This is a genomic window from Microbacterium sp. K41, assembly GCF_004794395.1.
GTDB lineage: Bacteria > Actinomycetota > Actinomycetes > Actinomycetales > Microbacteriaceae > Microbacterium > Microbacterium sufflavum.
Window position 1 is genome coordinate 1 of sequence record NZ_SSDO01000155.1, and the last position, 19,338, is coordinate 19,338.

Annotated in this window: 22 protein-coding genes; 9 read left to right on the forward strand and 13 right to left on the reverse strand. The window is 69.8% G+C overall.

What is annotated here, in order from left to right; genetic code table 11:
- Both DW309_RS19305 and DW309_RS03595 read left to right on the forward strand, forming a co-directional pair.
- On the forward strand, positions 1-366 hold a 366-nt coding region (locus DW309_RS19305; protein WP_446724627.1), incomplete at its 5' end, for a carboxymuconolactone decarboxylase family protein.
- 22 nt (positions 367-388) lie between these two features.
- Positions 389-964: a 1-acyl-sn-glycerol-3-phosphate acyltransferase gene (locus tag DW309_RS03595; RefSeq protein WP_136036939.1), complete on the forward strand. Its 576-nt coding sequence runs from the start codon at positions 389-391 to the stop codon at positions 962-964.
- 23 nt (positions 965-987) lie between these two features.
- Here DW309_RS03595 and DW309_RS03600 read toward each other — a convergent pair whose 3' ends face one another.
- Entirely contained in the window at positions 988-1,191 is a 204-nt protein-coding gene (locus tag DW309_RS03600; RefSeq protein WP_136044582.1) for a hypothetical protein, read from the reverse strand.
- Positions 1,192-1,272: 81 nt separating this feature from the next.
- Here DW309_RS03600 and DW309_RS03605 point away from each other — a divergent pair, with 81 nt between their 5' ends.
- Entirely contained in the window at positions 1,273-1,797 is a 525-nt protein-coding gene (locus DW309_RS03605; protein WP_136033509.1) for a DUF6328 family protein, read from the forward strand.
- Between the two features lie 58 nt (positions 1,798-1,855).
- On the opposite strand, the gene DW309_RS03610 is transcribed toward DW309_RS03605, so the two are convergent.
- Entirely contained in the window at positions 1,856-2,407 is a 552-nt protein-coding gene (locus DW309_RS03610) for a Dps family protein (protein ID WP_136044583.1), read from the reverse strand.
- A gap of 119 nt (positions 2,408-2,526) precedes the next feature.
- Here DW309_RS03610 and DW309_RS03615 point away from each other — a divergent pair, with 119 nt between their 5' ends.
- Complete coding sequence (locus tag DW309_RS03615) at positions 2,527-3,015, forward strand: GNAT family N-acetyltransferase (RefSeq protein ID WP_205812608.1); 489 nt, start codon at positions 2,527-2,529, stop codon at positions 3,013-3,015.
- Positions 3,016-3,121: 106 nt separating this feature from the next.
- Complete coding sequence (locus DW309_RS03620) at positions 3,122-3,421, forward strand: Fe-S cluster assembly protein HesB (protein ID WP_136044584.1); 300 nt, start codon at positions 3,122-3,124, stop codon at positions 3,419-3,421.
- A gap of 49 nt (positions 3,422-3,470) precedes the next feature.
- Here DW309_RS03620 and DW309_RS03625 read toward each other — a convergent pair whose 3' ends face one another.
- Positions 3,471-4,040 carry an alpha/beta fold hydrolase gene (locus tag DW309_RS03625; RefSeq protein WP_136044585.1) on the reverse strand — a complete coding sequence of 190 codons (570 nt, stop codon included), beginning with the start codon at positions 4,038-4,040 and terminating at the stop codon, positions 3,471-3,473.
- A 445-nt stretch (positions 4,041-4,485) separates the two neighbouring features.
- Here DW309_RS03625 and DW309_RS03630 point away from each other — a divergent pair, with 445 nt between their 5' ends.
- Entirely contained in the window at positions 4,486-6,843 is a 2,358-nt protein-coding gene (locus DW309_RS03630) for a glycoside hydrolase family 65 protein (protein WP_136044586.1), read from the forward strand.
- Positions 6,844-6,864: 21 nt separating this feature from the next.
- On the opposite strand, the gene DW309_RS03635 is transcribed toward DW309_RS03630, so the two are convergent.
- The 5 genes from DW309_RS03635 to DW309_RS03655 all read right to left on the reverse strand — a co-directional run bounded on the left by DW309_RS03635 (position 6,865) and on the right by DW309_RS03655 (position 11,808).
- Positions 6,865-7,176 carry a DUF7882 family protein gene (locus DW309_RS03635; RefSeq protein ID WP_136044587.1) on the reverse strand — a complete coding sequence of 104 codons (312 nt, stop codon included), beginning with the start codon at positions 7,174-7,176 and terminating at the stop codon, positions 6,865-6,867.
- Between the two features lie 178 nt (positions 7,177-7,354).
- A complete protein-coding gene (locus DW309_RS03640; protein ID WP_136044588.1) occupies positions 7,355-7,864 on the reverse strand; it encodes a VOC family protein in 510 nt (169 codons plus the stop codon).
- Positions 7,865-8,223: 359 nt separating this feature from the next.
- Positions 8,224-9,921 carry an SIR2 family protein gene (locus DW309_RS03645; RefSeq protein WP_240753117.1) on the reverse strand — a complete coding sequence of 566 codons (1,698 nt, stop codon included), beginning with the start codon at positions 9,919-9,921 and terminating at the stop codon, positions 8,224-8,226.
- 29 nt (positions 9,922-9,950) lie between these two features.
- Positions 9,951-11,024: a redox-regulated ATPase YchF gene (gene ychF / locus DW309_RS03650; protein ID WP_136044590.1), complete on the reverse strand. Its 1,074-nt coding sequence runs from the start codon at positions 11,022-11,024 to the stop codon at positions 9,951-9,953.
- A gap of 43 nt (positions 11,025-11,067) precedes the next feature.
- Positions 11,068-11,808 carry a class I SAM-dependent methyltransferase gene (locus DW309_RS03655; protein ID WP_136044591.1) on the reverse strand — a complete coding sequence of 247 codons (741 nt, stop codon included), beginning with the start codon at positions 11,806-11,808 and terminating at the stop codon, positions 11,068-11,070.
- 59 nt (positions 11,809-11,867) lie between these two features.
- Between DW309_RS03655 and DW309_RS03660 the strand changes: the two genes are divergently transcribed.
- Complete coding sequence (locus DW309_RS03660) at positions 11,868-12,461, forward strand: 3'-5' exonuclease (RefSeq protein ID WP_136033492.1); 594 nt, start codon at positions 11,868-11,870, stop codon at positions 12,459-12,461.
- A 55-nt stretch (positions 12,462-12,516) separates the two neighbouring features.
- On the forward strand, positions 12,517-13,917 hold the full coding sequence (locus DW309_RS03665; RefSeq protein ID WP_136033490.1) for a DNA recombination protein RmuC: 1,401 nt from the start codon (positions 12,517-12,519) through the stop codon (positions 13,915-13,917).
- Positions 13,918-13,943: 26 nt separating this feature from the next.
- Here the strand turns inward: DW309_RS03665 and DW309_RS03670 are convergent, their stop codons facing one another.
- Both DW309_RS03670 and glpX read right to left on the reverse strand, forming a co-directional pair.
- Complete coding sequence (locus tag DW309_RS03670) at positions 13,944-14,228, reverse strand: hypothetical protein (protein ID WP_136033488.1); 285 nt, start codon at positions 14,226-14,228, stop codon at positions 13,944-13,946.
- 194 nt (positions 14,229-14,422) lie between these two features.
- Complete coding sequence (gene glpX / locus DW309_RS03675) at positions 14,423-15,409, reverse strand: class II fructose-bisphosphatase (protein ID WP_136033486.1); 987 nt, start codon at positions 15,407-15,409, stop codon at positions 14,423-14,425.
- 185 nt (positions 15,410-15,594) lie between these two features.
- Here glpX and fbaA point away from each other — a divergent pair, with 185 nt between their 5' ends.
- A complete protein-coding gene (gene fbaA / locus DW309_RS03680) occupies positions 15,595-16,623 on the forward strand; it encodes a class II fructose-bisphosphate aldolase (protein ID WP_136033484.1) in 1,029 nt (342 codons plus the stop codon).
- Positions 16,624-16,684: 61 nt separating this feature from the next.
- On the opposite strand, the gene DW309_RS03685 is transcribed toward fbaA, so the two are convergent.
- From DW309_RS03685 to DW309_RS03695, 3 genes are all read right to left on the reverse strand, one after another.
- Positions 16,685-17,224 carry a DUF6264 family protein gene (locus DW309_RS03685; protein WP_136044592.1) on the reverse strand — a complete coding sequence of 180 codons (540 nt, stop codon included), beginning with the start codon at positions 17,222-17,224 and terminating at the stop codon, positions 16,685-16,687.
- A gap of 235 nt (positions 17,225-17,459) precedes the next feature.
- On the reverse strand, positions 17,460-18,248 hold the full coding sequence (locus DW309_RS03690) for an IclR family transcriptional regulator (protein ID WP_136033480.1): 789 nt from the start codon (positions 18,246-18,248) through the stop codon (positions 17,460-17,462).
- Between the two features lie 2 nt (positions 18,249-18,250).
- Entirely contained in the window at positions 18,251-19,333 is a 1,083-nt protein-coding gene (locus DW309_RS03695; protein WP_205812609.1) for a 4-hydroxy-3-methylbut-2-enyl diphosphate reductase, read from the reverse strand.
- Between the last annotated feature and the right edge of the window lie 5 nt (positions 19,334-19,338).

The following is a 19,338-nucleotide window of genomic DNA, read 5'->3' on the forward strand; positions in this document are numbered from 1 at the left end:
GGACGCCGCGCGGTGCGCATCGGCCAGGTCGACGAGACCGGGCTCGCCGCGTTCGGCGAGGGCGACGACAGCGCCTTCGACCCGGCGGAGCAGGCGGTGATCCGGTACGCCGAGCGGCTCTCCCGCGAGCCGGAGGCCATGACCGACGCCGACTCGCAGCGCCTGCGCGACGCGGGGTTCTCCGACCGGCAGATCGTCGACATCACCCTCGCCGCGGCGGCGCGCAACTACTTCAGCCGGGCGCTGCAGGCCCTCGCTGTGCCGGTGGATCCGATGCCGGGGTTGAGCGTCGCGGTCACCGAAGCCCTGACCGGTGGCACCGCGGCGAGGCGGACCGATGGCTCTGCACCGCCAGCCGATCGATAGGCCGCTCCCCTAGCGTGGACGGATGCTCAGACGACTCCTCGCCCGCGTGTTCTGGGCGTTCAGCCGCTGGACGCTCGCCGGCGGCCGCGCGCCGGACCGCCCCACCGTGCTGATCGGCGCCCCGCACACCTCCAACTGGGACTTCGTCCTGATGCTCGCCATCGCCTGGCGGCTCGGCATCGACGTGCACTGGCTGGGCAAGAAGAGCCTGTTCCACGGCTGGCGCGGCCCGATCATGCGACGCCTCGGCGGCATCCCCGTGGATCGCGCCGACCCAGCGAGGGTCGTGGGCGAGGTGGTCGCGCAGGTGCACGCCGGCACGGTGTTCGGCCTGGTGGTGACGCCCGACGGCACCCGCGGCGGCAACGCGTACTGGAAGTCGGGCTTCTACCGCATCGCACGGGAGACCGGCATGCCCGTGACCCTGGGCTTCGTGGACCGCGCGACCATGACGACCGGGCTCGGCCCCACGATGGAGCTGACCGGCGACGTCTCCGCCGACATGGACCGCATCCGCGCGTTCTACGCCGACAAGCACGGCGTCCGTCCCGAGCGGCGGACCGAGCCGCGGCTGCGCGAGGAGACCGAGAGCGCCTGACGGGCTTCGGGTCTCCCGCTCGCTCACTCGTCGTCCGGCGCGTGCGTCCGCGCGTACGCGAGGTCGTCCTCGGACAGCGTCTCGATCATGCCGACCACGGCGCCCGTGATCTCCCGGATCTCCTCGCGCACATCCTCGTCCAGGTGCCGGGAGCCGCTGCCGATGACCGCACGGCGCGCGTCGTCGGACAGCTCCGGCCACCACTCGTCGATCGGGGGAAGCGTCATTTCGAGTCCTTTCGAGAGGGGGCGACGAGCCGGGGCGCAACCTTCTGGACACGACCGGAGCCGCGCCACGAGACTGAGGCTATGACAGCAGATGCACGCCGTGGCCCGGACGATCGGGATGACCGCGACGACGGCCGCGACGAGACCCCGAACGAGCGCGCCGACCGCAACTGGGATGAGCTGCTGCAGGAGCTGCGGGTGATGCAGACCGGCACGCAGATCCTCACCGGGTTCCTGCTCGCGGTGGCGTTCCAGCCGCGCTTCACCGACATGGACGAGCTGCAGCGCGATCTGTACGTGGTGCTGGTGGCCCTGGCCGCGATCGCGACCATCCTCGCCCTCGCTCCGGTCGGCATGCACCGGGCGCTGTTCGGCACCCGGCAGAAGCCGGAGCTCGTCCGTATCGCGGCGCGCATCGTGAAGGTGGACCTGGTGGTGATCGGTGCGCTCACGATCGGTGTCACGACGCTCATCGTCGACTTCACCGTGAACCGCACCGCCGGACTCGTCGCGCTGATCGCGGCGCTCGTGCTGGTCACGGGACTGTGGATGGCGCTGCCGGGATTCCTGCGTCGCGCGCGTGCGAGGGCTCGCGCCGACACCTGATCGCCGCCGCCGCGCGCGGGTGCGCGACGGCGACGGCGATGGCTCTCCACTCCGGTCCTCAGCGGCCGGCGGGGCTGCGGTTCTCGGCGCTCACCATCCAGGCGAACTGCTCCAGGCGCTCGATCACGGCGTGCAGCAGATCGGCCGAGGTAGGGTCCTCCTCGTCCACGTCATCGTGCACCCCGCGCAGCGTGGCCACCGTCGCCTCGAGCCGCTCGGTCACGAGGTCGGTCGTCTCGGTGGTCGAGACCTCGCCGGTGGGGAACTCGGGCAGCGTGGTGGTCTTCGCGATGGTGGCGCTGCGACCGTCCGGCACCGCGTGCAGCGCGCGCATCCGCTCTGCGATGGTGTCGCTGAACGTGCGCGCATCCTCGATGATCTCGTCGAGCTGGCGGTGCGTGTCGCGGAAGTTCCTCCCCACGACGTTCCAGTGTGCCTGCTTGCCCTGCAGCGAGAGCTCGATCAGGTCGACGAGCACCGCCTGCAGGTTCGCGGCGAGCGTGGGCGAAGCGGTGAACCCCTTCTCCGCGTTCTGCTGCCGGGTGGTCTTGGCCCGCGTGCTCGCGCCGCTCTTCGCGCCGCCGGTCTTCTTCGTCTTGGTGTCTGCCATGGTGTGACCTCCTGCCGCGACCGTAGCCGCCCGCGCCTCGCCGGATCGAGGGGGTTGACACTCGCCGGGCTCACGGTCGAACGTGGCGGAGTCCCCCGGACGCAGAGAGAGGCGGAACCGTGACCAGCACCGAACAGAACGAGGGCCCCGAGATCGTGATCTCACCGATCAGCGACGCCGACGCGGGCGAGGTGCTGACCGTCCAGCGCGCGGCCTTCGTGTCGGAAGCGGCGATCTACGGCAGCGTGGACATGCCGCCGCTGACCCAGACGCTCGCGGAGCTGGAGGCCGAGCTGCGGTCCGAGTCCGGTTTCACGGCTCGCGTCGACGGACGGCTGGTCGGCGCGATCCGGTACGTCGAGAAGGACGACCTGCTGCTCATCGGGCGCATCGCCATCGCGCCCGACATGCAGGGCGAGGGCATCGGCCGGCGGTTGCTGGAGGCCGCCGAGCAGGCGTCGCGGGCACCGGTCGCCGAGCTGTTCACGGGGAGCCTCAGCGAGGCGAACATCCGGCTGTACGAGTCGTGCGGCTACGTCGAGCACGAGCGCGTGCCCGACGGGGACGGCACCGCGCAGGTGTTCCTGCGCAAGCGGCTGCGAGAGTAAACGCGAGGCTCGGATGACGCAAGGGGGTGGAGGCTCGCGGCGGTGACGGGGATCGTGGAAGCACGTGTCGCGACCGCGGCACGACCCGACCGGAAAGGAGAGCTTCGTGCTCACCCTCACCGACAACGCCACCGCCATCGTTTCGACCCTCGTGAGTCGACAGAACGACGCGCCGGACGCGGGTCTGCGGATCCACTCCGCCCCGGCTCAGGATGACGCAGGGGCGGCGCACCTCGCCGTCGCCGTGACGGCCGACCCGGAACCGGCGGATCAGGTCGTGGAGATCCAGGGGACGCGCCTGTTCCTCGATGACACGGCCGCGGCCGCTCTCGACGACAAGATCCTCGACGCGGGAGTGGACGACGAGGGCTCCGTGTCCTTCGCGGTGCTCCCGCAGGTCGCCTGACCCACGGATTCCGGATGCCGCGGCCGGCTCGGTCGCGGCATCCGTGCGTTCAGTCCCAGTCGAGGTACTCCTCGAGCACCACGGCGGTCTCGATCGGGTGCGTCATGGGGAAGAGGTGGCCGCCGCCGTCGATCCGCTTGATGCTCGCACGCTCGGGAGCGGCGGCCTGCAGGCGCTCGGCGTTCGTCTCCGGGGTGTCCGTGTCGTCGGTCCCCTGGATCAGCAGCACCGGGATCACCGGAGCCAGCGGAACCTCCACGTCCTCCACCCCCAGCAGCGCCAGCCCGTTCACCCGGTCGGGGTGCGCGACGGCGAAGGAGCGGGCGACCGTGCCTCCGAAGCCGTGTCCGCCGATCCAGGTGTCTTCGAGGCCCACGTGGTCGATCACGGCGAGCGCGTCCGCCACGCGGTCGTCGAGCGAGGCATCGGTGCCGTCCGCGCGGTGGCCGATGCGCAGCACGTGGAATCCGGCCTCCTCGGCGAGGTAGTGCCCCACGACACCGAGCACGTCGGCGGCCAGGTCGCGCTCCTGGATGAGCACCAGCTTGACGGGTCCGTCGCCCTCGTCCACGAAGGGGATGGCGCGGCCGTCTGGCTCGAAGATCTGGGTGTCGGTCATCGGCGTCGGTCTCCTCGTGCCGTCGGTGTCAGGAACGCAGGCGGTGGTCCACGCCGGGCTCCTGCGACCCGCGCCGCGGCCGAGACCGCCTGCGTCCAGCGTAGCCCGCCGGGGGCCGCGCCTCCTCCTCGCGACCCCCGGCGGAGTCATCGTGGGCGCCTCCGCCATGCGACCACCCTGGTCTGCACCACGGGGCGGGGACCAGGGGTTGACGGCGGGGGCGAGCACCGGCTATCCGCTCGCCGTCGCCCGAGGCGCGCGGGCCGCCGGCCGTCGTCTACCCGACCCGCCCGGCTCGGCGCAACTCCCTCGTGCCGGTGCAGACCCCGCGCTAGCGTCGCAGTTCCCGGTCCTCGGCAGAAGGAAACGCCATGCTCCACGTCGGCCCCGCCCCGCACCTCCCCGAACGGCCCCGCCGTCCGCGAGACGTCCGGACCGCACGGGCATGACGGCGGCGTTCCGCGTCGAACCGTGGTCGGTGAGCGTCACGGGAGTGGATGTCGAGCATCTGGCGCAGGAGGAGTCGGTGTTCGGACTCTCCAACGGGCACGTCGGCTGGCGCGGCAACCTCGACGAGGGCGACCCGCGCGGGGTCGCCGGCAGCTACCTCAACGGGGTCTTCGAGGACCATCCGATGCCGTACGCCGAGGACGGCTATGGTTATCCGGAGACCGGGCAGAGCGTGATCAACGTGCCCAACGGGCAGCTCATCCGTCTGCTCGTGGACGATGAGCCGTTCGATGTGGAGCACGGCACGGTGCACCGGCATGAGCGGCGCCTCGATCTGCGGGACGGGACGCTGCACCGCGAGCTGGAGTGGGAGTCGGCGGAGGGTCGGCGCGTGCAGGTCGCGTCCACCCGGCTCGTCTCGCTGCGACACCGCTCGCTCGCCGCTGTCCGGTATCGCGTGACGGCGCTGGAGTCCGTGGCCGTCACAGTCCTGTCGGAGGTGCTGGCGAACGAGCCGCTGCCGTCGCCGCACGCCGATCCCCGTGTGCAGGAGCTGCTCTCCCGCCCGCTCCAGGCCGTGGACTCCGCGGTGCTGGGGTCGCGCACCACGCTGCTGCACCGCACCAGGCGCAGCGGCATCCACGTGGCGGTGAGCGCGGACCACACCGTTTCCTCGACCGCCGCTACCGTGCCCACGGTCACGGTGGAGGCCGACCGCGACCTGGCGCGCACCCGCATCCATGTGGCGCTGGCGGCGGGCGAGGAGCTCGAGGTCGTGAAGTTCGTGGGCCACGAGTGGTCGGACTCGCTGACGCCCCAGACCCTTCGCGACCGCGCGGACGAGGCCGTCGAGGAGGCCGTGCGCCTCGGATGGGAGGCGGTGGCGACGGGACAGCGCGAGGCGCTCGATGCGTACTGGGAGTGCGGCGACGTGCGGGTCGATGGCGACCCCCGTCTGCAGCAGGCCGTGCGGTACGCGCTCTTCCAGGTGTTCCAGGCGGCGGCGCGTGCCGAGGTGCGCTCGGTGCCGGGCAAGGGGCTCACGGGCTCCGGGTACGAGGGGCACACGTTCTGGGACTTCGAGGCGTTCGTGCTCCCCGTGCTCACCTCGACCGCGCCCGACGCGGCCCTGCAGGCGCTGCGCTGGCGGTACGCGACGCTCGATCACGCCCGCGAACGCGCGCGCACTCTGCACCTGGACGGGGCGACCTTCGCCTGGCGCACGATCGACGGACGCGAGAGCTCCGGCTACTGGCCGGCCAGCACGGCGGCGTTCCACATCAACGCGGCGGTGGCCGGCGCCGTGATGCAGTACGTCAGGGCGACGGGAGACCGCGACTTCGAGCGCGACGCCGGCGCGGAGATCCTGATCGAGACCGCGAGACTGTGGCTGTCGCTCGGCCGCTGGGACGATGACGGCGGCTTCCATCTCGACGGGGTCACCGGCCCCGACGAGTACTCCGCGATCGTCGACGACAACACCTACACGAACCTGGCCGCACGGCGGAACCTGCGCGGTGCGGTGGCCGCGGCCCGACGCCACATCGAGGTCGCGGAGCGGCTCGGGGTCGACGACGCCGAGGTCTCGCGCTGGAACGACGCCGCTGACGCGATGACGGTGCCGTTCGACGAGCGGCGCCGCGTGCACGAGCAGTTCGCGGGGTCGACGCGGCATGCCGTCTGGGACTTCGACGCCACGCGACCCGAGCAGTACCCGCTGCACAGTCACTTCCCGTACTTCGACCTGTACCGCAAGCAGGTCGCGAAGCAGGCCGACCTGGTGCTCGCGCTGTACACGGAGCACGAGGAGTTCACGCGGGAGGAGAAGGCCAGGGCATTCGCGTACTACGAGGCCCTCACGGTGCGCGACTCCTCACTCTCAGCCATGGCGCAGGCGGTGATCGCGGCGGAGCTCTGGCACCTCGACCTCGCCGCGGCGTACCTCGCGGAGCTCGCCGCGCTCGACCTCGACGACCTCCACGGCAACACCGCCGAGGGACTCCACATCGCGGCGCTCGCGGGCATCTGGACCGGCGTCACCGCGGGCTACGGGGGCATGCGCGACAGCGACGCCGGCCTCTCGTTCCACCCCCGGCTCCCCCGCAACATCACGCGGCTCGGGTTCGGGGTGCGCCTGCACGGGTGCATCCTGCATGTCGACATCACGCCCGACGACACGACCTACCGCCTGAGCGCGGGCGACCCCGTCACGGTGCGGCACGCGGGCCGAGCGGTGCAGCTCACCGCGGGCGAGCCCGTGACCCTGCCCACGCCGCCACCGGAGTCCCCGCTCACCCCCGAGCCGTCGCAGCCGCGCTGGCGGGAGCCCGGAGAAGCGCGCGAGGACGGGTGAGCCCGCACGCACGACCTCGTGTCAGGCCGAGCGATCGTCGTCGCTGAGCTCGTCGAGCACGAGCTCGCCCCGGGCGTTCAGGCGCTCCATCATGCGCTCGAGCCGCGCCGGGTCGATCTTCGGCGGCGGCTCCTCGTCGAACTCCAGGACCAGCGGGATGCTCGGGTGCATCCACGCCGAGAGGCGCCCGGGATGCTTCTTCCCCGAGGGCCACGTCATCATGAAGCTCTCCTGACGGCGGAGCTTCGTCGAGATCACGATCTTCAGATGCACCAGGACGTCGTCGTCGACCTCGATCGGCGGCCGCGAGCTGTTGTACTCCAGCTTTCCCATGATCGAACTCTAAGCGTTCCCAGGAACACCGGCGACCACTTCCCGCGTCCGCGCCCCGGGCACTCGTGCTCCCGGACCTTTCAGCGGTCGGTGCGTCCCCGCGCACCGCTCCCTCGACGCCAGATCGCGGCACCTACCCGCGCCCGATCACCGCTGGGGCGCAGTCCGCAGTGATGGTCTATCGGGCCTGTGACAGCTCATTCGTCAGCGAGTCCTGGACGTAGGCCATCGCCTTTTGCGCGCCCGGGTCGGCGAACCTCTGCGCGAGTTCGGCCGGGGCAACGTCCTCGAACCGCTCGTGCAGCCACCACAGGTGCCCCTGGGGATCGCGCACTCGGGCCACCCGCTCGCCGAAGGCCAGTTCGGTCGGCTGAGTGACAACTCGACCGCCGGCCTCTACCGCGCGGTCGACAACGCCCTGGAGATCGGCGACGTAGATGCGCAGATGCGAGGGGGTGGCCGGCCACTCGGGACCCGCATCGAACATCATGATCACGGCATCACCGATCTCCACCTCGACGTGACCGATGCGCCCGTCGGGTCCGAGCATCCGTGAGCCGGGGGTCTCGTGCGCGTGAAACGTCGCTTCCAGGAATGCGATCTCGGCTTCGGTGTCGCTGCTGATCACCCACGGGTCCACCCGGGAGTAGCGCAGCGGGACGGTGACTTCCTGTTGGTTTCCGCTCATGGGGCGATCATCCCGGGGGCCACCGACAAACGGGCCGCCGCCGCAGGCGCGGCCCCGCGTGGATCCCCTACTGCGGGGATGCAGCTCCGCACGGTCCCCCCGGGCGCACGTCGAGATCCGCACTCACGTGAACGACGTGCGCGCTGTGCCGCGCGTCGCCATGCACGACACGGTGGTCGGAGATGATCCCGCCGTCGACGTGGACTCCCCGCGTCCGTCAGACGCGCGACGGCTTCCTCCAGTTGTTGAAGCGTAGCTCCACGACGTCGCCGTCACGGAACAACCTCTCCGCGCTGTCCGCACTAGGAAACCACTAGCTCCGTAGCTATCCGCACCCGAACGATCAAAAACGACGGCGCTTACGGACGGCTGTACACCAGGTAGTCGTAAAGACAAAGACATTTACCCCACTGAGCTGCTTGTAGAGCGTGCCCCTTCTCCACCTCCTCTCTCGTCTCGAGCAGGAACTTCTTGAGATCATCTGGGTCGATCTTGTCCAGGTCCATGTGCGCTGCGGCGAATAGGACCTCGTCTGTGCTCTTGGTCTCGATCAGGGTTTTGAAGTCGCCGGCTTCTTCGGCGTTTTCCAGTGCGCGCTTGACGTAGCTGCCCGGAGACCTTAGCGGCGAGGTCGCCGCCTCAACGCGGTCCCGCACGACCTTCGGGACAGTAACGTCAGCACGAATCTTCCCATCATCGTCGAGGAAGTCGGCACCGCGGAGGTAGCGATAAATCGGCGTATTGGCTCGGTTGCGAAGATGGCGGGGAAGCGCGCCCGTCACAATCGCTGTCATCGAGTCTTTGTCCTCGTATGGCAGGAAGGGTTGCAGGAGATCGGTCTGCAACTCTCTTCTTTCGATTCCAACGATCCCTTGCTGTGTGAGGCGGCTCTTGACGCCCACGCCGATCACCACGTCGACTTGGGAGGCGTCCACGTCCGCGTCGAGATCGGAGACATACAGGGTGCCCGTAGGGCTGCTCGTTTGCACGAGCTCGTAAACCTGTTCTTTAAGCTGACGCAGGAACTTGACCGGAAACCGACGTTTGAGGCTTCCGAGAGCAGCAAATAGCTCCTCGAAATCACGCACCGTCACACGAAGCATCGGAATGGCCATTCCATCGGCGGCAAAGGGACTCGAGATGAGAACGGGATCCCCAGCGTTCGGATCCCATTGCACGAAGATCAAACGATCCTGGAGCTTACTGAGATTCTCCGTCGTAAGTACGTGCGCAATATTCGTGAGCACGCGCTGCACATCAAGATCTGTCAAGGAGTATCCGATGAAGATGACCGGATGTTCTACGAAGGTTGTTAGCAGTTTTGCAGCGAGGTAGACGTTTCTCTCATCGAGCCGCGAATAGTCCTCAGCAGTGATAACGATCGACTCGGGATCGTCGCAACTTCCATGAATCTTGTAGATCTCCCCGACACCTTGGGGATCGTGGAATAGAAGCTCGTCCTGTCCCGAATAAACGGAGTATTCGTCGAAAAGCGTTTCTAAAAGCGGGTCGAAGTTGGTGGTGATAATCCCTTCAATCGTCGCTCGCTTGAGCAACTCAAGTTCGGCGTGCAGCGGCCCGCCCGTGGGAAGGCGCGAGGGTGCCTGTGCGAAATAGGATGCGATCTCGACCTTGAGCGGTGACGAGTGCCCGTTGGGACTCGGATGCGCGGCCCGGCTGTCCTCGTAGGCAGCATCGTCCCACCAGACATCGTGGAAGTCCGCGGCGATCAGGGACGCAATTTGCGGGTAATTGCCGCTCGCCTTTGAGTAGTAGCGCTCGTAGGGCTTGCCCGTGAGGTCCGCGAATCGACGAAGCAGATCACCCCAGTCGTCGGCATTGACATACCGACGTGAGAAGCCACTTCCAACGAACAGGAAGGGCGCAGCGGGAACACGGGACAAATGTGTAACGAGTTCGTCGGCAAACGTCATGGGCTCATCTTGGCAGGGAGCCGGACGAAACGATGACGGACCTGCGGTAACCACGCCGCGCAGTTGGACCCGCGACTTGGTTCGCCGGAAATTACGGGCAGAGAACCACTCGGCCAGCTGCATCGTGGTCACGCTTACGGCAGTGCAGGCAGCTAGTTGTTGAAGCGGAACTCCACGACGTCGCCGTCCTGCATGACGTAGTCCTTGCCCTCCAGCCGGGCCTTGCCCTTCGCGCGGGCCTCCTGCACGGAGCCGGTGGCGACGAGGTCGTCGAACGACACGATCTCGGCCTTGATGAAGCCCTTCTCGAAGTCGGTGTGGATCACGCCGGCGGCCTGCGGGGCCTTCCATCCCTTGCCGATCGTCCACGCCCGCGCTTCCTTCGGTCCGGCGGTGAGGTACGTCTGCAGCCCGAGCGTGTCGAAGCCGATGCGTGCGAGCTGGTCGAGGCCGGACTCCTCCTGGCCCGTCGAGGCGAGCAGCTCGGCCGCGTCCTCCGGGTCCAGGTCCTTCAGTTCCGACTCGATCTTGGCGTCGAGGAAGATCGCCTGCGCGGGCGCGACCAGTGCCGCGAGCTCCGCCTTGCGCACGTCGTCGGTGAGCACGGCTTCGTCGACGTTGAACACGAAGATGACCGGCTTGACGGTCAGCAGGCCGAGCTCGCGGATCGGCGCGAGGTCGAGGCCGCTCGTGGACAGCAGCACGCCGCGCTCCAGCGCGTCCTTCGCCGCCTGCGCCGCTTCGAGGACCGACGGGTCGATCTTCTTCCCGCGCACCTCCTTCTCGTACCGGGTGATCGCCTTCTCGACGGTCTGCAGATCGGCGAGCATGAGCTCGGCGTTGATGGTCTCCATGTCGGACGCCGGGTTCACCGCGCCGTCGACGTGCACCACGTCGTCGTCGGAGAAGCCGCGCACGACCTGGGCGATCGCGTCCGCCTCGCGGATGTTCGCGAGGAACTGGTTGCCGAGCCCCTCCCCCTCGCTGGCTCCGCGCACGATGCCCGCGATGTCGACGAACGACACGGCGGCGGGCAGGATGCGCTCGCTGCCGAAGATCTCGGCGAGCTTCTCGAGCCGCGGGTCGGGCAGGTTCACCACGCCGACGTTCGGCTCGATCGTCGCGAACGGGTAGTTCGCCGCGAGCACGTCGTTCTTGGTGAGAGCGTTGAAGAGGGTGGACTTGCCGACGTTGGGCAGGCCGACGATACCGATAGTGAGAGCCACGGGGTACGAGTCTACCTGGGGGCCATGATGCTGCCGCGCGGGCTCAGTCGCGCACGGCGCGGAACGCCCTCGTCACGTACGGCAGCTCGATCGTGGCGTCGTCGTGCAGCCCCAGCTCGTCGAACAGGGCGTCCATGTCGCGCCGGATACGCGCCTTCTCCGCGTCGTCGGCCGTGATGACGTAGCTGCGCGACGACGCCATGCGGTGCATCACCTCGCGCGTCACCGGACGCACCCACTCCCAGCGCTCCTGCTCCAGCCCGCCGAACGGCGCGGCCACCACGGGGTCGCCTGCGGCGAGCATGATCTCGGCGTTGCTGCCGTGCATGATGTCGGTCAGGCGACGCACCCAGTCCACACGCTCGTCGCGCAGGTTCCAGACCAGCCCGAGCACCCCGCCGGGGCGCACGACGCGGCCGATCTCCGCGGAGGCCACGACCGGATCGACCCAGTGCCATGCCTGGCCCAGCACCACCGCGTCGACGCTCGCGTCGGGCAGCGGGAGGCGCTCGGCCGTGCCGACGAAAGTGGGCACTCCGGGCACCGCGTCGCGCAGGGCGGCGAGCATCGCGGGATCCGGATCCACCGCGACGACCTCCGTGCCCTCCCCCGCGACGAGGGCACGGGTGAGCTTGCCGGTGCCCGCGCCGACGTCGGCGATACGGCGGGCTCCTGCCGGCGCGCGGTCGAGCATCCACGCGACCGCCTCGAACGGGTACTCGGGGCGACCGACCTCGTAGCTGCCCGCCTGGCCGCCGAAGGAGGTCGCCTGCTCGTCGCTCATGTGGCCAGCCTACGGCGAGTCTGCGACCCGACGTCGGAGGCCCGGGAGAGAGTGAAGACGTGCCACTGGACTTCACTGCGATCGACTTCGAGACCGCGAACTCCAGCCCGGCCTCCGCCTGCGCCGTCGGACTCGTCCGCGTGCGCGGCGGCGAGGTCGTCGCCACCGCGGGCTGGCTCATCCAGCCGCCGCCCGGTCACGACGAGTTCATGGAGTGGAACGTCCGCATCCACGGCATCCGGCCGGAGCACGTCGCGACGGCCTCCTCCTGGGCGGATCAGTTCGACCGTCTGTGCGCCTTCGCCGGTGCCGACGTGCTCGTGGCGCACAACGCCGGATTCGACCTCAACGTGCTGCGCCGTGCGGCGGAGGCCACGGGTCAGATCTGCCCGCCCTACCGCTCGCTGTGCAGCCTGCAGGTGGCCCGCAAGACCTACCAGCTCGACTCGTACCGGCTCCCGCTCGCCGCGGCCGCCGCCGGGTACGACGAGTTCTCCCATCACGATGCCCTCGCCGACGCCCGCGCATGCGCGCACATCGTGGTCGATGCCGCTCGGCGCGCCGCGGCCGCCGACGTCTTCGCCCTCGCCGACGCCCTGAGCCTGCGGGTGACCGAGCCCGCCCTCCCCGCCCTGGAGCGCGCGGTCGCCTGAGACCGCTCAGCGGTGCCTCCCGGCGAATGTCCGACCCCGGGGGCACGATGGGCCCATGGATGCGCTGACGATCGTTCTGCTCCTCGTGGCCGTGGCCGCGGGCGTCGCCCTGGGCTGGTTCCTGCGCGCGAGTCGGGGCGCCGCCGAGCTCGCCCGTGCCGAGGCCGAGCTCGCGGCCGCCCGTGACGACCGCGACCGGCAGTACGACCTGTATCGCGACGCGGTCGAGCACGGCCGCGCGGAGCAGCGCGCCGAGGCCCTGCGTGTGCAGCAGCAGAACGCCGTGCTGCAGGCGCTCGCCCCGGTGCGCGAGAGTCTGCAGCAGATGCAGTCCAAGGTCGCGGCCATCGAGCACGAGCGGCACGAGCAGTTCGGCACCCTCGCGGAGCAGCTGCGGCGTGCGCAGGAGTCCGACGAGGCCCTGCGCGCGACCACGGAGTCGCTCGCCGGAGCGCTGAAGTCGACCGCGACGCGCGGGGTGTGGGGCGAAGCACAGCTGCGCCGGGTGGTGGAGGCCGCCGGGCTCACGCGCCACGTCGACTTCGATCTGCAGACCACGATCTCCTCGGACCGCGGGCAGGGGCGCCCCGACATGGTCGTGCGGCTCGCCGGCGGCACGTCGATCGCGGTCGACGCGAAGGTTCCGCTCGACGCCTACCTCGAGGCCTCGGCGCTGCCCGTTGGCGACGCGCACGAGGCGCAGCGTCGCGCACACCTCCAGAAGCACGTGAAGGCCGTGCGCGCACACGTCGACGCCCTGGCGAAGAAGGCGTACTGGTCGGGCCTCGACGCGAGTCCCGAGTTCGTGATCTGCTTCCTGCCGAGCGAGTCGCTGCTGGCGACGGCCATCGACGAAGACCCGACGCTGCTCGACTACGCCTTCAGCCGCCGTGTGGCCCTCGCCTCCCCCGTCAACCTGTGGGCCGTGCTGAAGACCGTCGCCTACACGTGGACGCAGCAGGAGGTGTCGACCGAAGCACGTCGTCTGCTGACCCTGGGCACGCAGCTCTACGAGCGCCTCGGCACGCTCGCCGGTCATGCCGACGATCTGCGCCGTGCGCTCGAGCGCACGGTCGACAGCTACAACCGGTTCGCGGGGTCCCTCGAGTCGCGTGTGCTCGTGACGGCGCGGCAGTTCCCCGGAGTGGACGCGTCCGCGCTCAGCGCTCCGCCCGTCGTCACAGCCGACGGTCGTCGCTTCACCGCGGCGGAGCTGATCGGCACCGGTGGGGCCGGGCCGACCGTCGATGCCGCGCCGACCTCCGAAGCCGCGGCGGCGGTCGAACCCGCATCCACGGCCGTGCCGGTGGACAGCGGCGTGTCACGCACGGCCTCCGGAGCAGCGGAGCCCGCGGCAGCGCCGGGCGAGACCCCGGACCTCCTGGACGGCCTCAGGGCCGACGTCGGCGAGGTGCGACGACGCCTGGATGAGGCGCAGACGTCCCGCCACGAATGAGCCGGAACGGCCAGGACGAGGACGCGTCAGGCGACGCCGGGCACGCCGCTGAGCAGCAGGATGACGAGGCCGCTTGTGGCGAGGAAGGCGCCGATCATCCACCAGGCGCTGATCTCGTGGCCCTCGTCACGTCGAACGCGGAACAGCACGTCGGCCCGACGAGCCGGGTCGACCTGCGGTTTCGCGGGGGCGGCCGGTGTGGTCACGGCGGCCTCGGCATCGGCGCTCACCCGGAGGATGCGTCCCGTGTTGGTGGTGATGATCTTGGTCGGTGCGGCGCTGGTCGAGCCACTCGTGTGCTGCGTTGTCATGCGTTCGCCCTCCTGTGCCTGCGGTGCCTGGCGGCTCCGTCGACGGCGACAAACCCAGTGACAATTGTGACACGACGCCTCGCGCGACCGGTGCCACGGTTCGCGCGCGCCGGTACCGGCTCGATAACGATGGCGTCGCCCGAGACGGGCAGCCTTCGAGCTCGGAGCAGTCGATCAGCCGCGGAAGGAAGTGGTCACAGCCACTTCGACACGAGGTGCTCCGAGGCGATGCGGCGCAGTGTTCCCGAGGCCCCGCGCAGCACGACGCTCTCGGTGTAGACGTAACCGCGCTCCCGGCGCACCCCCGCCACGAGCTGTCCGTCGGTGACGCCCGTCGCCACGAAGATCGTGTTGTTGCCGCGCACGAGGTCGTCCGCCTCGTACACCCTGTCCATGTCGAGTCCCGCGTCGATCCCGCGCTGGCGCTCGTCGTCGTCCCGCGGCCAGAGCCGCCCCTGGATGTGACCGCCGAGGGCCTTGATGGCGCACGCGGTGACGATGCCCTCGGGGCTCCCGCCCACGCCCACGCACATGTCGGTGCGCGCATCGTGGCGGGCCGCGTTGATCCCGCCGGCCACATCGCCGTCGCTCATCAGCCGGGTGCCGGCGCCCGCGTCGCGGATGTCCTGGATCAGCTGCTCGTGCCGTGGACGGTTCAGCACCGACACCACGATCTCGTCGACCGGCTTGTCGAGCGCGCCCGCGAGCCGGCGGATGTTCTCGCCGATCGGGAGCCGGATGTCGACCACGCCCACGCCCGCCGGTCCCGTCACGAGCTTGTCCATGTAGAAGACGCTGGACGCGTCGAGCATCGTGTCGCGGTCGGACACCGCGATCACGGAGAGGGCGTTCTGTCGTCCGGCGGCCGTGAGGGACGTGCCGTCGATGGGGTCGACCGCGATGTCGCACAGCGGGCCCTGCCCGGTACCGACGACCTCGCCGTTGAACAGCATCGGGGCGTTGTCCTTCTCCCCCTCGCCGATCACCACGCGGCCCTGGAAGTCGACCGTGCCGAGGAACGCGCGCATCGCGTCGACCGCGGCACCGTCGGCCGCCTCCTTCGCGCCGCGACCGATGAAGGGCACGGCGCGGATCGCTGCCGCCTCCGTCGCGCGGACGAGCTCCATCGCCAGGTTGCGGTCGGGACGGAGCGGGCTCAAGTCGGCAGTCAGACTCACCATGCGGCCAGCCTAGCTACGTGGGCGCGCGAACAGCCCTCCTTTCCGCCGGTATCTCGCGAAGGAATCGCACTTCTTAACAGCACGGCAGATCGTGCCCCGCCGAACGCTCCGCTCGCCTGCACGAGCCGGACAGGCGCCCCGATAGAGTGGCACCTGTCCCGGCTTCACCTACCGCAGGAGTTCTCATGCCCGTCGCCACCCCGGATCAGTACGCCGAAATGCTCGACCGCGCGAAGGCCGGCGGCTTCGCATACCCCGCGTTCAACGTGTCCAGCTCGCAGACCATCAACGCCGTCCTGCAGGGACTCACCGAGGCCGGCTCCGACGGCATCATCCAGGTCACCACGGGCGGCGCCGACTACTTCGCCGGTCACACGGTGAAGGCCCGCGCGACCGGCGCCCTCGCCTTCGCGCGCTACGCCACCGAGGTCGCCAAGAACTACCCGGTCACCGTCGCGCTGCACACCGACCACTGCCCGAAGGACGCCCTCGCCGGCTTCGTCGAGCCGCTGATCGCCGCCTCCGAGGAAGAGGTCAAGGCCGGCCGCAACCCGATCTTCCAGTCGCACATGTGGGACGGCTCGGCCGTGCCGCTGGCGGAGAACATCGAGATCGCCAAGGAGCTCCTTCCCCGGATGAAGGCGATCAACGCGATCCTCGAGGTCGAGATCGGCGTCGTCGGCGGCGAGGAGGACGGCGTCGCGCACGAGGGCTCGAACGAGGCGCTCTACACGACGTTCGGCGATGTCGACCAGGCCGTGCAGGCGCTGGGCCTCGGCGAGCAGGGCCGCTACATCGCCGCGCTCACGTTCGGCAACGTGCACGGCGTGTACAAGCCCGGCGGCGTGAAGCTGCGCCCCGAGCTGCTGGGCGAGATCCAGGCCGAGGTCGCCGCGAAGTACAACACCGGACCCAAGCCGCTCGACCTCGTCTTCCACGGCGGATCCGGCTCGACCGACGAGGAGATCGCGCTCGCGGTCGCCAACGGCGTCGTCAAGATGAACATCGACACCGACACCCAGTACGCCTACACCCGCGCGATCGCGGACTACATGTTCAAGAACTACGACGGCGTGCTGAAGGTCGACGGCGAGGTCGGCAACAAGAAGCAGTACGACCCCCGCGCCTGGGGCAAGATCGCCGAGTCGGCGATGGCCGCTCGCGTGGTCGAGTCGACGCGTCAGCTCGGTTCGCACGGTCAGTCGAAGAGCTGATCGCAGGATCACGAACGAAGGGGCCCGGCACTGTGCCGGGCCCCTTCTCGTTCACGGGAGATCAGCGGACGGTGCCGGCCGTCTGCTCCAGGTAGGCGAGGAAGGCCGGGTCGTTCATCATCGGCACGGCGAGGCACAGCGACACCACGATCACCGTCACGATCGCGCCGACGACCGGCAGCCACCACGTCAGGCGACCACGGCGGAGGCGCCGGATCGACAGCGCCGCCGTGATGCACCAGCCCAGGACCAGCACGATCGCCGCGATCGTCCCCCAGGGACGACCCATGGCGTAGTTGGTGAACTCCCCCTCGATCCCGAGGATCGACATGGTCTCGTTCATGACGCGGCCGATATCGAGGTAGGACAGTCCGGTCACCACGACGTTCACGAGGCCGTAGGCGAGCAGCGCGATGGTCACGATCCGGTCGACGGGCCGGCGGCGCGGGGCGTCCACCGCCGGGGCCGGCGCGTGTGCCGGGGCGGGGAACGCCGGAGCCGTGGGCGCCGGCACGGCCTCGTCGATGAGCGGCAGACCGCGGGCCAGGCGCTGCTCCTCCGGCGTCGCGATCTCACCGTAGCGCGGGCGCTGATCTGTCATGCCGCCATGCTAACGCGCGTGTCTCCGACCGGCTCCCAGCCGAAGACCTCCGGAGACGGTGGCGGCCCCGGAGAAGTGGGGACTCCTCGGGGGCCGCGGGAGAGGAGCACTGGGGACGCTCCTCATCCAGGTCGGTCGCCGGCGCTGGGGACGCCTCTGGCGATCGGCAGCGCTCTGTATCGCGCTGCTTCTTCCATGGTAGGAACCCGCGGCCGGAAGAACCAGGGGTCGGAATTCAGATAGTGAACTCGTCGCCCTGCCCGCTGCCGAGCGCGTCGGCCCCGAGCTGCAGCGACAGGTTGCGGGCGGAGCGCTGCAGGCGGGAGACGAGCCGGCGATCCACCACCGCCTGGTCCGCCGGCAGCGAGATCGCGAGCGAGGCCGTCACCCCGGGGGCGATCACCGGCACCGCCACGCACGTCGCGCCGATCGCGTACTCCTCCTGGTCGACAGCCCAGCCCGGCGACTGCTCCAGCTGGGTGAGCAGCGTCCGCCGGTCGCTGATGGTCCGCGGGGTGAGCTCCTCCAGGCGGTGACGCGACAGGTAGTCGCGACGCTCCTCGTCGGGCAGCTCGGCCAGGATCTGCTTGCCGAGGGCCGTGGCATGCGCGCTGGAGTGCAGCCCGACCCACAGCTCGACCCGGGGGTTGCGTTCCGCGTCGACGATGTCCACGAGATGCAGCTCGCCGTCCGCGAAGCGCGAGAGATAGGCCGTCGCGCCGAGGTCCTCGGTGACCGCCCGGAGCGCTGCGCGCACACGGGCCAGGAACACGCCGCGCGAGTCGCCCTGCTGCTGGAACGCCGGAAACCGGGTGCCGAGCACGAGGCCGTCGGGCTCCGCGCTCAGGTAGCCCTCGTGCACGAGCGTACGCACCAGGTTGTACGTGGTGCCGGGAGTGAGACCCGTGATCGCGGCGAGCATCTTGGGCGGCAGCGGTCGCGGGGAGTTCGCGACGATGTCGACGAGGCGGAGCGCGCGCTGCACCGACCCGATGAGGGTCGGCTCCGCCTCCGCCGCGCTCAACGCTACGCGCCTCCTCCGGCGGAGGCACGGCCTCCGAGGGCGCGGGCGTCGCGCTGGCCGGACGGGTCCTGACGCAGCTCCTTCGGCAGGGAGAACATGAGGTCCTCCTCCGCGGTGCGCACCTCCTCGACGTCGCGGTACCCCGCGTCGCCGATCGCGTCGAGCACCTCGCGCACCAGCACCTCCGGCACCGAGGCGCCGCTGGTGACGCCGACGGTCTCGACACCGTCGAGCCACTCCTGCTGGATCTCCTCGGCGTAGTCGACCCGGTACGCCGCCTTCGCCCCGTACTCGAGCGCGACCTCGACCAGGCGCACGCTGTTGGAGGAGTTGGCCGATCCGACCACGATCACCAGATCCGCGCCCGCCGCGACCTTCTTGATCGCGACCTGGCGGTTCTGGGTGGCGTAGCAGATGTCATCGGACGGCGGGTTGTGCAGCTCGGGGAAGCGGGTGCGCAGACGATTGACGGTCTCCATCGTCTCGTCGACCGAGAGTGTCGTCTGCGACAGCCACACCACCTTCGACGGGTCCTTCACCTGGACGGTGTCGGCCTCCTCGGGAGAGTTGACGACCGTGACGTGGTCGGGGGCCTCACCCGCGGTGCCCTCCACCTCCTCGTGCCCGTCGTGCCCGATCAGGAGGATCTCGAAGTCGTCGCGCGCGAACCGCACCGCCTCGCGGTGCACCTTCGTCACGAGCGGACAGGTCGCGTCGATCGCGTGCAGTCCCCGGTCGGACGCGGCATTCACCACGGCGGGAGAGACCCCGTGCGCGCTGAAGACGACGTGGGCTCCCTCGGGCACCTCGTCGACCTCCTCGACGAAGATCGCCCCCTTCGCCTCGAGCTCGGTGACGACGTGGATGTTGTGCACGATCTGCTTGCGCACATAAACCGGGGCGCCGTAGCGCTCGAGGGCCTTCTCCACCGCCACCACAGCGCGATCCACGCCGGCACAGTATCCGCGCGGCGCGGCGAGCAGCACGCGCTTGCGTCCTGGCACCGGGTTATCCTGAAGCCGCCCTGCCGCCGCACGCACGCGAGGAAGGCGGGGGACGGGAAGATGCACGGCTGTCGAGGTCACACCGG

Excerpts from the sequence above, each read along its gene's own strand:
- DW309_RS03635 (WP_136044587.1), bottom strand. The coding sequence starts at position 7,176 with ATGGGAAAGCTGGAGTACAACAGCTCGCGGCCGCCGATCGAGGTCGAC.
- DW309_RS03625 (WP_136044585.1), bottom strand. The coding sequence starts at position 4,040 with ATGACCGACACCCAGATCTTCGAGCCAGACGGCCGCGCCATCCCCTTC.
- DW309_RS03610 (WP_136044583.1), bottom strand. The coding sequence starts at position 2,407 with ATGGCAGACACCAAGACGAAGAAGACCGGCGGCGCGAAGAGCGGCGCG.
- DW309_RS03655 (WP_136044591.1), bottom strand. The coding sequence starts at position 11,808 with ATGAGCGACGAGCAGGCGACCTCCTTCGGCGGCCAGGCGGGCAGCTAC.
- glpX (WP_136033486.1), bottom strand. The coding sequence starts at position 15,409 with ATGGTGAGTCTGACTGCCGACTTGAGCCCGCTCCGTCCCGACCGCAAC.
- DW309_RS03605 (WP_136033509.1), top strand. The coding sequence starts at position 1,273 with ATGACAGCAGATGCACGCCGTGGCCCGGACGATCGGGATGACCGCGAC.
- DW309_RS03640 (WP_136044588.1), bottom strand. The coding sequence starts at position 7,864 with ATGAGCGGAAACCAACAGGAAGTCACCGTCCCGCTGCGCTACTCCCGG.
- DW309_RS03630 (WP_136044586.1), top strand. The coding sequence starts at position 4,486 with ATGACGGCGGCGTTCCGCGTCGAACCGTGGTCGGTGAGCGTCACGGGA.
- DW309_RS03595 (WP_136036939.1), top strand. The coding sequence starts at position 389 with ATGCTCAGACGACTCCTCGCCCGCGTGTTCTGGGCGTTCAGCCGCTGG.
- DW309_RS03685 (WP_136044592.1), bottom strand. The coding sequence starts at position 17,224 with ATGACAGATCAGCGCCCGCGCTACGGTGAGATCGCGACGCCGGAGGAG.
- fbaA (WP_136033484.1), top strand. The coding sequence starts at position 15,595 with ATGCCCGTCGCCACCCCGGATCAGTACGCCGAAATGCTCGACCGCGCG.
- DW309_RS03645 (WP_240753117.1), bottom strand. The coding sequence starts at position 9,921 with ATGCAGCTGGCCGAGTGGTTCTCTGCCCGTAATTTCCGGCGAACCAAG.
- DW309_RS03670 (WP_136033488.1), bottom strand. The coding sequence starts at position 14,228 with ATGACAACGCAGCACACGAGTGGCTCGACCAGCGCCGCACCGACCAAG.
- DW309_RS03600 (WP_136044582.1), bottom strand. The coding sequence starts at position 1,191 with ATGACGCTTCCCCCGATCGACGAGTGGTGGCCGGAGCTGTCCGACGAC.
- DW309_RS03665 (WP_136033490.1), top strand. The coding sequence starts at position 12,517 with ATGGATGCGCTGACGATCGTTCTGCTCCTCGTGGCCGTGGCCGCGGGC.